The following is a 12458-nucleotide window of genomic DNA, read 5'->3' as shown; positions in this document are numbered from 1 at the left end:
CCTACAATCTGTTTACAGGTACAAACCGCACCAGCGAGAGTCGACACGCGCACTGGTTTTTTACGTTGGTAACTGCCGATCGATGAATCATTCTTTGCTGGCGCGCAATTTCGATCAAACTGGCCGGCGGCGTAGGGCTAGTATCGTCCCGCCAAATGCGAGGAGCCATGAACCCGACCGAGAAGGCGCTATGGTTTGTCGAAAGCCACTTGCCCGACGCCATCAGCCTCGACGAGATAGCGGCAAGCAGCGGTGTGTCGCGCTTCCATGTGACGCGCGCCTTCGGCGCGGCCACGGGACGATCGGTGATGGGTTATATGCGAGCGCGGCGGCTCAGCGAAGCGGCGCGCAAGCTGGCCGGCGGCGCGCGCGACATTCTCTCGGTCGCGCTCGATACCGGCTACGGCTCGCATGAGGCGTTCACGCGGGCTTTTCGCGAGCAATTCGGCACCACGCCGGAGCTGGTGCGCGCGCAAGGCTCGACCGAAAACCTCGACCTCGTGGAGCCCATTCTGATGGACAGTTCGCTTCTCACCACACTCGAGCCGCCGCGCTTCGAGACCAGCCGCCCCTTCCTCGTCGCCGGGCTCGGCGAGCGCTACAGCTGCGAGACCAGCGCCGGCATCCCGATGCAGTGGCAGCGCTTCGCCCCTTATATCGGCAACATTCCGGGCGAAGTGCCCGGCGTCTTCTATGGCGTGTGCACGAATGGCGACGATGCCGGCAATTTCGACTATGTCGTCGGCGTCGAGGTGACGGACTTCTCCGACCTGCCGAAGGATTTCCACCGCGTGCGGGTGCCGGCGCAGAAACATGCGGTATTCTCGCATCGCGAGCACATCTCGACCATCCGCCGGACCGTCAACACGATCTGGAACAGCTGGCTGCCGGCCTCGGGCCACGAGATCGCCGACGCGCCCGAGTTCGAGCGCTATGGGCCCGAATTCGACGCGCGCACCGGCAATGGCGGGCTGGAGATCTGGGTGCCGGTCAAGGGGTGATGGTTTTCCCTTCTCCCCCTGTGGGAGAAGGTGGATCGGCGCGCAGCGCCGAGACGGATGAGGGGTGTTCCAGCGGAGTGAGACGTTGGCATTTCCTGGAGCACCCCGCGCCTTCGGCGACACCTTCTTCCACAAGGGGAGAAGGAAAAGCGCTAAAGCTCGAGATTCCACGTTTGCCCGACAAGATCCTTGCCGAAGGAATGATGGCGTTCTTCCTCGACCAGCTTGAAGCCGGCAGCCTGATAGATACGGCGGGCCGAGCCCAGTACGTCGTTGGTCCAGAGCGTCAGCGTCCGGTAGCCTTTGGCGCGCGCGAAGGCGATGCATTCGTCGACCAGCCGCCGACCGATGCCGAGGCCGCGCGCCGACGGTTCAACGTAGAGCAGCCTGAGCTTCGCGACCTTGGGTGACTTGCGCATGACGAAGACCGAGCCGACCACCTCGCCTTCGCGCTCGGCGATCCAGCTGCGCTCCCATTGCGGGACGAAGTTCTTGACGAACTCACCGAGGATCTCTGCGACCAGCGCCTCGTAAGTTTCGTCCCAGCCATAGTCCTGCGCGTAGATGAGGCCTTGACGGTGCGTGATCCAGCCGATGTCGCCGACCTGCAGCGGCCGCAGAATATAGGGAACCTTGGCTTCAGGTCTGTCGCCGAGCAAGTCTTGGACGGTGCGCATGGCGTTGACCAGCCGCTCCTGTTCGGCCGGGGCCAGGCGATCGAGCAGCGCGCGCACCTGGTCATGCGAATCCTGGTTGAGAGGCGCAAAGGCTTCCCTGCCGGCCGGCGTCAGCGCGATCGAGGCGCGGCGCGCGTCAGTGTCACTAGCTTCGCGTCCGACCAGGCCGCGCTCCTCGAATTTCTTCAACAGCCGGCTGACATAGCCGGGGTCGAGGCCGAGGTCGCGCACCAGGTCGCTTGCGACCAGCCCATCGCGATGGGCGAGCTCGTAAAGCACCCGCGCCTCGGTCAGCGAGAACGGACTTTTCAGCAGGCCCTCGTCGAGCAGGCCGAGCTGGCGGGTATAGAAGCGGTTGAAGGCGCGCACCGCATCGATACGATCCTTGCCTGGGTGATTGTGAATGGTCATGGGAAAATCCTCCTGTCTTGGACAGGATCAACCATTTAGTTGACTTAGTCAATTAATATGGCGAGCGGAACACTACACAATTTCGTCATTCCGGGCGGAGCAAGGAGCGAAGCGACGCGCAGTTGCGGAGGCCAGTGCCAATCGCGACCGCAGCGGCCCTAACCCATTGGCAGCACTGGCCAAACCTCCACAATACTCCCGGCCGAGAACACAGCGATCGCCCCAAAATGCTGCAGCACCGCCTCGCTCTGCGTCGGCCGCAGGAAGGCATAGTCGCCGGGCTTCACATCTGCGCCCGCCGGCAGGCCCATGAATTGCTGGTTGGACGACAGGCCCATCAATCCGTTCGGTTTCATGCCTTCGGGAAACACCGGCTCGGCCATCCATTTGCCGCCATAGAGATAGCAGCCCTTGCGCGGGAAGAGGCCAAGCCCCTGCAGCGCCCTGGAAACCGCCGGCGGGCCGGGCAGCATCGGATCGAGCGCCTTGAGGATCGGCGTGGCGATAAAGGCCGCCGGCTGGAAGCCCTCCAAGCCAGGCATGTCGAAATCCTTTGGCAGCACGAAGGCCGAGCCGATCGACACTTCGTTGGCGACGCCGCCGCCATGCAGCAGCGCGGTCTTGGAGCCGCCGATGTTGAGGATGCGGCGCTGGTCCGGATCGAGGACGGCGGCAAAACCGGCGGCTTTTGCAGAGGCCTGCTTCAGCGCCTTGGCCGCGCCCCCGAACAGGCCCGGTATCTCCGGCGCATGCGCCTCATAGGCCATGATGCCGTCGCAGAGCAGACCTTTTGGAATCGTGAGCGCGTTAATCTCGGCGGGATCACGAAAACCGCCGCGATGCAGGCCGACATCCACCTCGAAAGCGAAGCGCAATTCTGCGTTGAGCGCGGCAGCGAGCGCGCCATATTCCGCCAGCCGTTCCGGCGTGTCGATCAGCCAGCAGACGCGCGACCAACAGCCGGCGCCACCCCTGGTCAGCGCGGCCTTGGCGGCACCCACCGGCATCGGCTTGCCGTAGAGAAGATCGCCCTCGGAAAACGCGTCAAGCACGGCCTGCGTCAACGGCGGATGGAAGGTCATAAAGCGATTGGTGGCAAGCGCCTTGGCGATGTGCGAAAGCAGCGGCACGCAAGGCAGCGACTTGTCGACCAGCCGCACGCCAAGGTCCGGCGCCAGCCTTTGCTTCACCAGCGCGATGTTGCCGTCCAGCCGGTCGCGATCGAGGACAAGGCAGGGCCGGAAAATCTCGGCGGCCATCAATGCATCGGCCAGGGCGGCGAAATAGGCGCTCATTGTTGGATGCCGAACAGGCCGGCCATGTAGGGCGAGACGAAACGGTTTTGCGGATCGATGTCGCGCCGCACCGCCATCGCATCGTCCCAGCGCGGATAAAGCTTCTTGAAGTCCGCCGCCTTCAGGCTGTGCATCTTGCCCCAATGCGGCCTGCCGCCACACTTGCGGAAGATCGGCTCGGCGGCGCGCCTGAAAGGCAGCGGGTCGTTCGCCGCATCGTGGTGGATTGCGATCGAGCAGGTCAGCCTCTTGTAGAATGGCGAAAGCCAGAATTCGTCGGCCGCCACCGAGCGCACCTCGATCGGGAAATAGACTTCCGGGAAATGCTTTTCCGTAAGCGCAATGATCTCGGCCAACGCTTTGGGACCTTCCTCGTAAGGCAGGTGATACTCCATCTCGTTGAATTTGGTGCGACGCTCGCTGGCGTAGACGTTGAGCCAGTCCTGCACATAGTCTTCCGCCGGCACCTTCCTCACCGCCCCTCTGATCAACGCGCGGCGCAACCACGGCAGCCAGTGCAACGCGGTCCGAAGCTTGCGTAAAGTCGCCAGCCCTTCCTCGTCGTCCTCGGTCGGCCGCATAGTCGGCGCCGCGTCGCTGAGATCGCTGGCGATGAACTGGGCGTAGCCGGAGAACGGGATGTAGTAGAACTCGGCCGAGCGATGCGCGGCCATCATCATCTCGAAGTTTTTGAGCATGTCGCCGATCGGCAGCACCCATTTGCGGCGGCGCAGCCGGTAGGTGGCGATGTTGTTCATCGCCACTTCGGTCAGCACGCCGAAGGCGCCTAGCGCGACGCCCGTGGCGTGGATCATGTCCAGGTCGTCTGCCCGGCTGAACTCGCGCAGCTCGCCTTGCCCATCGACGAGTTGCAGCGCCTCCAATTGCGTGTGATAGGCGCCGAGAGTCGGCCCGGAGCCATGCGTTGCCGTGCCCAGCGCGCCGCCGATCGCCTGGCGGTCGATGTCGCCCATGTTGGGCAGACCCTGGCCGACGTCCTGCAGGATGTGCATCAAGGCGCCGAGCCGCGTGCCTGCCCTCACCCGCGCCCGGTTGTTCGCGGCATCGTGCGAGACTAGCCCCTCGATCTTCTCCAGCGAGACGATGGTGCCGTCGGACTGCACCAACGGCGTGAAGGAATGGCCGGCGCCGGCGACGCGCAGCGGACCGGGTGCCGAGCGCACCAGTTCGGCCAACTCGCCGGCATCGGCCGGCGCCGCGATCAATTTCGGGGAAGCCGTGACGAAGCCGGACCAGTTGCTCCACGCGGTTGCCATCTTGACCCCTTTGCTCAGACCCGGCCGCGCCGCCGCGCGACCAGCACGAAAATGCCGAGCAAAAGCACGCTCGCCAAAGCGGCGGCGGCGGCGAATTCGGGCACGGGCCGGAAGTCCGCGCCGTCGATCAGCAGCGAAGCGGCGACCGGGCCGATGGCGAGGCCGAAGAGCTGGGCGGCCGGCACCAGCAGCACCGCGGTGCGCGTCTCGTCGGCGGTGATCGCCAGCCGGATCTGGTAAGGCACGATGAAGAGCAGGATGAAGCCCATCACCAGTGCCACGGCCCAGAACACCGAAAGACCCGGGCCGGACGCAAGCAGCAGCGAGCTGATCGCCGCGACGATCCCGATGACGGTGATGGCAAAACGATAGTCGATGCGCGCCTCGAAGCTTGTCGCGGTCATCGCGCCGAGCACCTGCGCGGCAAGGCTCGCCGAAACCATCAAGCCGACGGTGCGGCCATCGATGCCGAACTGTGCGCCGATGGGCTCGAGAAAAGCCCAGACGGCGCCGAAGAACATGAAATAGCAGAAGATCGACAGCAGCGCGGCGATCGTCGGCACGGTTGCCACGTTGGCGAACTGTTCTTGCTTAGGCAGGTCGGCATAGTCGTCGGGCACGGTCCATGCCACGACGAGCGAAAGCAGACAGACGATGCCGAGCGAGATGAAGCCGCCGGCCGAGCCCGCTCTCGGCACGGCAAAGAGCGCGAGGATCAGCGCCAGCGCGCACTGCGCCAAGGTCTGCAGCGTGACGAAATAGCCGCCGATGCGCTCGGCCCGGCGCGAGCGGGCGATCAGCTCGGTCGCGACAGCGACAAGCCCGCCCTCCGCGAGGCCGGCCAGCGTGCGCGCGCCAATCAGCGCATTGGGGCTGCCGGCATAAGCGGTCCAGACATTGGCGAGCGCGAGCAGGACAAGCAGCACCGTGCTTTTCCAGCGCATGTTGCGCGCCGGCAAGAGCATCGCCACCACGCCCGAGCCGATAGCGATCGCGATCATCTCGGCGGTGGCGACCAGCGCCAGCTCGTCGCCGGTGACATGGCCTTCGCTGTAGAGCGCACCGAGCAGCACCGGCTGCAGTCCGAGGATGAGGAGACCGACCGAGCCGATCCACAGCGCCGAGGCCAGTTGCAGGCCCGTCGGATTGCCGACAAGCCAATCGCCATTTTCCGCTTGCGCAGCTTGCGATGCGGTCACGAGGCGCTCTCCCTTGCAGCTCACTCGAAAAACTGACAAGTTGTCAGTATTTGACGGAACTGATACTTGATCATGTTTCTTGTCAACCGCGAATTCGCGGCTTTCACGAGATTTGGCGCATGACGCAGACAAGGCGAACAGCGACGGAACCGCGGCGCAGGCCGAAGCAGGAGCGCAGCCGCGAGCGCATCGACGCGATCCTCGCCACGACCATGCGCCTGATCGGTGAGAAAGGCATCGACGCGGTGACGATGAAGGAAGTCGGCGCGCTGGCCGGCGGGCCGATCGCTACCGTCTATCATTACTTCCCCAGCAAGTCGGCGATCCTGGCGATGCTCTATGAGCGGTTCTCCGAGGAAAGCCGCGCACGCTTCGGCGCGATCATCGCCAGGATAGCCCGGCTGGACGACGTGACCGCCGCGGCCGACCAGCTGCTCGACGATTATCATGCCCGTGTCGCCGCGGACCCAGCCATCCAGGACCTGCAGAACGCCATCCAGGCCGACAAGGCGCTGCAGCATCTCGACATCGCCGAGACGAGGCAACAGGCGAAGATGTTCTGCGATAAGGTCGGGCCGATGCTCCAAGCGGAGCAGCGCGAGGCGTTCGGACGTGTCGTGTTCCTGATCTTCCAGCTCGCCGGCAGCGTCGTGCGGCTGGCGCTGACACAGGACGAAGCGGAGGGACGGAGGACGATCGAGGATTATCGGTCGATCATCCATACGCAGTTGAAGCTGTTTTTGTAGCCGACGCCATAATCGGGGCCGCGCCTGGCTGCCTCAGCCCGCTTCCAGCTTCGGCCCCAGAATCTCCACCAGCCAATCCACAAACACTCTCACCCTTGGCGAAAGCTGGCGGCTCGGCGGATAAAGCACCGAGATCGGCGTCGGCGTCGGCGGATTGTCCGGCAGCACCTCGACCAGCCGGCCCGCTTCGATGTCGGCGGCGAAGCGGCGGCGCGGCGCCTGGTAGAGGCCGAAACCCTGGCGCACGAGCGTGGCGGCGGTGTCGGAATTGGAGACGGTGACGCGCGACGGCAGCACGATCTCGCGGATCTTTCCATCGACGGTGAACTCCAGCGGCATCACCTGGCCGGTGCGGGACGAGACGAAGCCGATCATGACGTGCCCGGCAAGCTCGTCCAGAGTGCGCGGCAGGCCGTAGCGCTCGACATAGGCGACGCTGGCAACCGTCGCCTCGCGCGCCATGCCGATGCGGCGCGCGATCATGTCGCTGTCGGGCAGCGTGCCGGCGCGGACCACGCAATCGACGCCTTCGCGCACCAGGTCGACGAAGCGGTCGCCCTCGCCGATATGCACGCTGAGTCCGGGATAGCGGGCGAGCAGCGCCGGCAGTTCCGGAATGACGAAGGTGCGGGCCATGTTGCCGTTGATGTCGATGCTCAGACGTCCGCGCACCTCATGCGCGCCGAAGCTGCCCTCGGCATCCTCGATGTCGGCGAGGATGCCGATGCAGCGCTGGTAATAGGCCTCGCCGTCCAGCGTCGTGGTGACGTGGCGCGTTGTGCGCCTCAGCAATTGTACGCCGAGCCGCTCCTCGAGCTGCTTGATAGCGGCGGTGGCGCTGGAGCGCGGCAGGCCGAGATCGGCGGCGGCCGCGGTGAAGCTGCGCCGTTCCACAACGCGAGTGAAGAGCCGCATGCTGTCGAACCGGTCCATCGCCGATTGTTCGCACAGACTGAATAGTGTTGGCAATCCATGGCCGATTATATCGATCAGGCAGGCGAGTATATGCATCTCCATCCAAAAGAAGGAGATTCGCCATGACCACTCGTCCCATTGCTCTCATCACCGGCGGCAGCCGCGGCCTCGGCCGCAACACCGCGATCCACCTTGCCCGGAGGGGCGTCGACGTCATCGTCACCTATCGCTCGCGCGCCGACGAGGCGAAGAGCGCAATCGCCGAGATCGAGGCTGCCGGCGGTCGAGCAGCGGCGCTTGAGCTCGACGCCGGCGCCGTCGCCAGCTTCCCGGCTTCCGTTGCGGCGTTGAAGAAGACCCTCAAGGACACCTGGCAGCGCGACCGCTTCGACTATCTCGTCAACAATGCCGGCACCGGCCTGCGCAAGATGATCGCCGAAACGACGGAAGAGGAATTCGACACGCTGATGAACACCCATCTGAAGGGCGTGTTCTTCCTCACCCAGGCGCTGCTGCCGCTGATCAATGATGGCGGACGCATCATCAACATCTCGAGCGGGCTCGCCCGCTTTGCTGCTCCCGGATCGTCGGCCTATGCGATGATGAAGGGCGGCATCGAGGTGTTCACGCGCTACCTCGCCAAGGAGCTCGGCCAGCGCGGCATCACCGCCAACACCGTGGCGCCCGGCGCGATCGCCACGGACTTCAATGGCGGCCATGTGCGCGACAATGCCGAGATCAACCGCATGGTGGCCGGCGTCACCGCGCTCGGCCGCGTCGGCGTCCCCGACGATATCGGGCCGATGATCGCCTCGCTGCTCTCCGACGACAATCGCTGGGTCAACGCCCAGCGCATCGAGGTGTCTGGGGGCATGAATATCTAGACGATCGGTCACTTGACCTGGCGGATCAGTCCTTCGAAGCCGTCGGCAAGATTGGCATTGCCGGCGGCGATGAAGCTCGACAGGTTCCTGGCACGCCCAGGGGTCTTGTTGGCATCGAGCAGCACCGCCCTGCCCTCATGCATGACGAAGTCGAACTTGCCGTAATCGAAGCCGAGCTGGCGCCGCAGCGCGCGCAGCTCGTCCGGCACGGGCACCGCCTCGCGGCGGATGGTGTCGTCGCCCTTGACCAGGCTCTGCGGCGAGACATGACGGGTGCAGCGCTCGCGCTCGCCGCAGAACAGCCAGAAGCGGGCGCCAAAACCGTCCGGCTCCGGCTCGGGAATGAATTTCTCGACGACCAGATCCCGGCGTTCGAAGACCGCGGCCGGAACATCGGCGAGCGAGGCATGGATCTCGTATTTTTCGAAGGCTTGGACGCCGGGAAACGGCTCCGGCCTGCCGGCTCGCCGCGCGCGCCGGTTCAGCTGCTGTTCCGGCGTTCCCCGATGGTTGAGGCTGCTCTTGACGATGACCTGTCCCTGCCAGTCGTCGCCTTGGCCAATCACGGCGCCGCTGACGCGGCGTTTCGAGATGTCGGCGGCCCCAAGATTGAGGCAGAAGGGAAAGCGGCGCGCATAGTCGACATAATCGGGCGGCGTCACGGTCGCGTCGAGATGCAGCACCGCGATGTCGGCGGCCGGCTTCGCCGAGGTGCCGCGCAGGACCCGCACCGAATGGCCGCGGCGCTTCAGCTCCTCCAGCAGGTCGAAGAGCATATACGGGCTGTCACGGCGCAGCAGCAGCCCGCGCCGGGTCTGGAAGCGGTCTTGTTCATGCGTGATGACGGCGATGCGTGCCATGCGCCCCACTTGGCTTATCATGCGCCTTCGATTATGCGACGAACACAATGCCCTAACCGATACAGGGTTTGCATGACCGAGCACTGGAATGCAATTCGCAAGCACTGGCAGTTGCTCGGCTCGCCGCTGCGGCCGCCGGCTCAGGTGGTCGAGGCCTACGAACGTGAGCTCGAGCTTTCGCAATCGCACGTCGTCATGCTCGGCGTGACGCCCGAGCTCGCCGGGCTCGGCGCCACGATGACGGCGGTCGACGAGTCTCCCGACATGATTGCCGGCATCTGGCCGGGCGACACCGATATGCGCAAGGCGGTGCAGGGCGACTGGTTCGACTTGCCGTTTCCCGGCGCGAGCATCGAAGCGCTGATCGGCGATGGATGTCTCTCCGTCATCGGCGCCGCTGACCTCAGACGCACGCTGTTCGCGTCGATTGCGCGTTCACTCAAATCCGTCGGCCGTGCCGCCATCAGGCTTTATGCTTCCCCCGGAACTCCAGACGACCCGAAGGATGTCCGCGCCCTGGCGTTGAGCGGCGGCGTCTCGACCTTCCATGAACTCAAATGGCGCGTGGCAATGACCGCCATCGGCGGAGCGCCTGATTACACGATACCGGTGAGGGGCATCCTCGAACAATTCGACAGGATGTTTCCCGACCGCGAGGAGCTGTCGGCTCGAACCGGGTGGGAGCTGCCGACCATCGGGACCATCGACGTCTACCGGAACTCGTCCGTCGTCTACAGCTTCGCCCCGGCGGCAGCGCTGATCAAGGAAGCCCAGACCTTCTTCGATGACGTCCGGCTGGCCTCGACCGGCACATACGGGCTCGCAGAACGCTGCCCGTTGCTGGTGCTGCGTTCGCCGAGGCGCCTGGACTAACGGGCGGGTTGCTCGTCGGCGCCTCGCGATGGCCGGTGCATTTCGGCCTTGCGTCTCGCACGAGAAAAATTTCGCGCCGCTGCCCCGTTGCGCGCGCCTTGACTCCGGCAACCCAGCGGCCTATCTCAGCGCCACGTTAGCACTCGCCTTTGGTGAGTGCTAACTTATATCCGGCGGCCTCGCCGGATGGAGGAACAGTTCTCACCGTTCTCATTCGAGGAAGAAAACATGGCAAAGTCCAAGTTCCGCCCGCTTCATGACCGCGTGGTCGTTCGCCGGGTCGAATCCGAATCCAAGACCGCCGGCGGGATCATCATCCCGGATACGGCGAAGGAGAAGCCGCAGGAAGGCGAGATCATCGCCGTCGGCTCCGGTGCCCGCGACGAAAGCGGCAAGCTCGTGCCGCTGGACGTCAAGGCCGGCGACCGCATCCTGTTCGGCAAGTGGTCGGGCACTGAAGTCAAGCTCAATGGCGAAGACCTTCTGATCATGAAGGAATCCGACATCATGGGCATCATCGGCTGATCATCGGCCTCACCTGAATCTTCATCTTCGGGCTCTTCCCGAGCCCCTGCCAGGAGCTAAAACATGGCTGCCAAAGACGTAAAATTCTCCCGCGATGCCCGTGAGCGCATGCTGCGCGGTGTCAACATCCTCGCCGACGCGGTGAAGGTCACCCTCGGCCCCAAGGGCCGCAACGTCGTCATCGACAAATCGTTCGGCGCCCCGCGCATCACCAAGGACGGCGTCACCGTCGCCAAGGAAATCGAGCTTGAGGACAAGTTCGAGAACATGGGCGCCCAGATGGTCCGCGAAGTCGCTTCGAAGACCAACGACATCGCCGGCGACGGCACCACGACCGCAACGGTCCTGGCGCAGTCGATCGTCCAGGAAGGCCACAAGGCGGTCGCCGCCGGCATGAACCCGATGGACCTGAAGCGCGGCATCGACCTCGCCGTCACCGAAGTCGTCACGGCGCTCGGCAAGGCCGCCAAGAAGATCAAGACTTCCGAGGAAGTCGCCCAGGTCGGCACGATCTCGGCCAATGGCGACGAGTCGGTCGGCAAGATGATCGCGGAAGCGATGCAGAAGGTCGGCAACGAAGGCGTCATCACCGTCGAGGAAGCCAAGACCGCCGAAACCGAGCTGGAAGTCGTGGAAGGCATGCAGTTCGACCGCGGCTACCTGTCGCCCTACTTCGTCACCAACGCTGACAAGATGGTCGCCGATCTCGAGGACGCCTACATCCTGCTGCACGAGAAGAAGCTCTCCAACCTGCAGGCCATGCTGCCGGTCCTGGAAGCCGTCGTCCAGACCTCGAAGCCGTTGCTCATCATCTCGGAAGACGTCGAAGGCGAGGCCCTGGCCACGCTGGTCGTCAACAAGCTGCGCGGCGGCCTGAAGATCGCCGCCGTCAAGGCGCCGGGCTTCGGCGACCGCCGCAAGGCCATGCTGGAAGACATCGCCATCCTCACCGGTGGCCAGGTCATCTCGGAAGACCTCGGCATCAAGCTCGAGAATGTCGGCCTCAACATGCTCGGCCGCGCCAAGAAGGTGTCGATCTCCAAGGAGAACACCACCATCGTCGACGGCGCCGGCAAGAAGGCCGAGATCCAGGGCCGCGTCGCCCAGATCAAGCAGCAGATCGAGGAGACCACCTCGGACTACGACAAGGAGAAGCTGCAGGAACGTCTGGCGAAGCTCGCCGGCGGCGTTGCCGTGATCCGCGTCGGCGGTGCGACCGAAGTGGAAGTCAAGGAAAAGAAGGACCGCGTCGATGACGCCCTGAACGCGACCCGCGCGGCCGTGGAAGAAGGCATCGTCGCCGGCGGTGGCGTCGCCCTCCTGCGCGCTTCGGGCAACCTCAAGGCCACCGGCGCCAACTCCGACCAGGCCGCCGGCATCAACATCGTGCGTCGCGCGCTGCAGGCTCCGGCCCGCCAGATCGCGGCCAACGCCGGTGCCGAAGCCTCGATCGTCGCTGGCAAGATCCTCGACAACAAGGGCGCGACCTTCGGCTACAACGCCCAGACCGGCGAGTATGGCGACATGATCGCCATGGGCATCGTCGACCCGGTCAAGGTCGTGCGCACGGCTCTCCAGGACGCGGCCTCGGTCGCCGGCCTGCTCGTCACCACCGAAGCCATGATCGCCGAAGCTCCGAAGAAGGAAGCTGCCGGCGGTATGCCGGGCGGCATGCCCGGCGGCGGCATGGGTGGCATGGGCGGCATGGACTTCTAAATCCAGGCTACCAAGCCAATGCATACGAAAGGGCGCCGAAAGGCGCCCTTTTTGTTTTGCATTTGGAGATCAAATCCGA

The 12458-nt window shown here is 64.6% G+C and carries 12 protein-coding genes; 6 read left to right on the top strand and 6 right to left on the bottom strand.

From position 1 onward, the window contains the following. The first annotated feature begins 167 nt into the window (after positions 1–167). Positions 168–1001: an AraC family transcriptional regulator gene (locus tag LB552_RS24030; RefSeq protein ID WP_224610649.1), complete on the top strand. Its 834-nt coding sequence runs from the start codon at positions 168–170 to the stop codon at positions 999–1001. A 152-nt stretch (positions 1002–1153) separates the two neighbouring features. Here the strand turns inward: LB552_RS24030 and LB552_RS24025 are convergent, their stop codons facing one another. The 4 genes from LB552_RS24025 to LB552_RS24010 form a co-directional block, all read right to left on the bottom strand. Continuing rightward, complete coding sequence (locus tag LB552_RS24025) at positions 1154–2089, bottom strand: helix-turn-helix domain-containing GNAT family N-acetyltransferase (protein ID WP_224610647.1); 936 nt, start codon at positions 2087–2089, stop codon at positions 1154–1156. Positions 2090–2247: 158 nt separating this feature from the next. Next, positions 2248–3384, bottom strand: coding sequence for an alanine racemase (locus LB552_RS24020; protein WP_224610645.1), 1137 nt, complete (start codon positions 3382–3384; stop codon positions 2248–2250). Next, the gene (locus LB552_RS24015) at positions 3381–4661 is read right to left on the bottom strand and encodes a D-arabinono-1,4-lactone oxidase (RefSeq protein ID WP_224610643.1); all 1281 of its coding nucleotides are present in this window, start codon (positions 4659–4661) and stop codon (positions 3381–3383) included. Before LB552_RS24015 ends, LB552_RS24020 begins: the two co-directional genes overlap by 4 nt. 14 nt (positions 4662–4675) lie before the next feature. Then, positions 4676–5860 (bottom strand): MFS transporter, encoded by a 1185-nt coding sequence (locus LB552_RS24010; RefSeq protein WP_224610641.1) that lies wholly within the window; start codon positions 5858–5860, stop codon positions 4676–4678. 119 nt (positions 5861–5979) lie between these two features. Between LB552_RS24010 and LB552_RS24005 the strand changes: the two genes are divergently transcribed. Then, positions 5980–6606, top strand: a complete 627-nt coding sequence (locus tag LB552_RS24005; RefSeq protein ID WP_224610639.1) for a TetR/AcrR family transcriptional regulator — start codon at positions 5980–5982, stop codon at positions 6604–6606. 33 nt (positions 6607–6639) lie between these two features. Here the strand turns inward: LB552_RS24005 and LB552_RS24000 are convergent, their stop codons facing one another. Continuing rightward, positions 6640–7539 (bottom strand): LysR family transcriptional regulator, encoded by a 900-nt coding sequence (locus LB552_RS24000; protein WP_095768457.1) that lies wholly within the window; start codon positions 7537–7539, stop codon positions 6640–6642. Between the two features lie 104 nt (positions 7540–7643). Between LB552_RS24000 and LB552_RS23995 the strand changes: the two genes are divergently transcribed. Next, the gene (locus LB552_RS23995) at positions 7644–8405 is read left to right on the top strand and encodes an SDR family NAD(P)-dependent oxidoreductase (RefSeq protein WP_224610637.1); all 762 of its coding nucleotides are present in this window, start codon (positions 7644–7646) and stop codon (positions 8403–8405) included. A gap of 8 nt (positions 8406–8413) precedes the next feature. Here LB552_RS23995 and LB552_RS23990 read toward each other — a convergent pair whose 3' ends face one another. Next, on the bottom strand, positions 8414–9265 hold the full coding sequence (locus tag LB552_RS23990; protein WP_140840806.1) for a hypothetical protein: 852 nt from the start codon (positions 9263–9265) through the stop codon (positions 8414–8416). Positions 9266–9337: 72 nt separating this feature from the next. On the opposite strand from LB552_RS23990, the gene LB552_RS23985 reads away from it, so the two are divergent. The 3 genes from LB552_RS23985 (at position 9338) to groL (ending at position 12379) form a co-directional block, all read left to right on the top strand. Then, on the top strand, positions 9338–10138 hold the full coding sequence (locus tag LB552_RS23985) for a class I SAM-dependent methyltransferase (protein ID WP_224610635.1): 801 nt from the start codon (positions 9338–9340) through the stop codon (positions 10136–10138). Positions 10139–10366: 228 nt separating this feature from the next. Then, positions 10367–10663, top strand: a complete 297-nt coding sequence (gene groES, locus LB552_RS23980; protein WP_010915433.1) for a co-chaperone GroES — start codon at positions 10367–10369, stop codon at positions 10661–10663. Between the two features lie 63 nt (positions 10664–10726). Continuing rightward, complete coding sequence (gene groL, locus LB552_RS23975; RefSeq protein WP_224544686.1) at positions 10727–12379, top strand: chaperonin GroEL; 1653 nt, start codon at positions 10727–10729, stop codon at positions 12377–12379. Positions 12380–12458: the final 79 nt, after the last annotated feature.

This window comes from Mesorhizobium sp. CA7, from assembly GCF_020165015.1.
GTDB lineage: Bacteria > Pseudomonadota > Alphaproteobacteria > Rhizobiales > Rhizobiaceae > Mesorhizobium.
Note: the sequence above shows the minus strand (reverse complement) of the source record. Positions and strands in the feature narration are given on the sequence as shown.

Coding starts and splice junctions, on each gene's coding strand:
- LB552_RS24030 (WP_224610649.1), top strand. CDS start 168: ATGAACCCGACCGAGAAGGCGCTATGGTTTGTCGAAAGCCACTTGCCC.
- LB552_RS24025 (WP_224610647.1), bottom strand. CDS start 2,089: ATGACCATTCACAATCACCCAGGCAAGGATCGTATCGATGCGGTGCGC.
- LB552_RS24020 (WP_224610645.1), bottom strand. CDS start 3,384: ATGAGCGCCTATTTCGCCGCCCTGGCCGATGCATTGATGGCCGCCGAG.
- LB552_RS24015 (WP_224610643.1), bottom strand. CDS start 4,661: ATGGCAACCGCGTGGAGCAACTGGTCCGGCTTCGTCACGGCTTCCCCG.
- LB552_RS24005 (WP_224610639.1), top strand. CDS start 5,980: ATGACGCAGACAAGGCGAACAGCGACGGAACCGCGGCGCAGGCCGAAG.
- LB552_RS24000 (WP_095768457.1), bottom strand. CDS start 7,539: ATGGACCGGTTCGACAGCATGCGGCTCTTCACTCGCGTTGTGGAACGG.
- LB552_RS23995 (WP_224610637.1), top strand. CDS start 7,644: ATGACCACTCGTCCCATTGCTCTCATCACCGGCGGCAGCCGCGGCCTC.
- LB552_RS23990 (WP_140840806.1), bottom strand. CDS start 9,265: ATGGCACGCATCGCCGTCATCACGCATGAACAAGACCGCTTCCAGACC.
- LB552_RS23985 (WP_224610635.1), top strand. CDS start 9,338: ATGACCGAGCACTGGAATGCAATTCGCAAGCACTGGCAGTTGCTCGGC.
- groES (WP_010915433.1), top strand. CDS start 10,367: ATGGCAAAGTCCAAGTTCCGCCCGCTTCATGACCGCGTGGTCGTTCGC.
- groL (WP_224544686.1), top strand. CDS start 10,727: ATGGCTGCCAAAGACGTAAAATTCTCCCGCGATGCCCGTGAGCGCATG.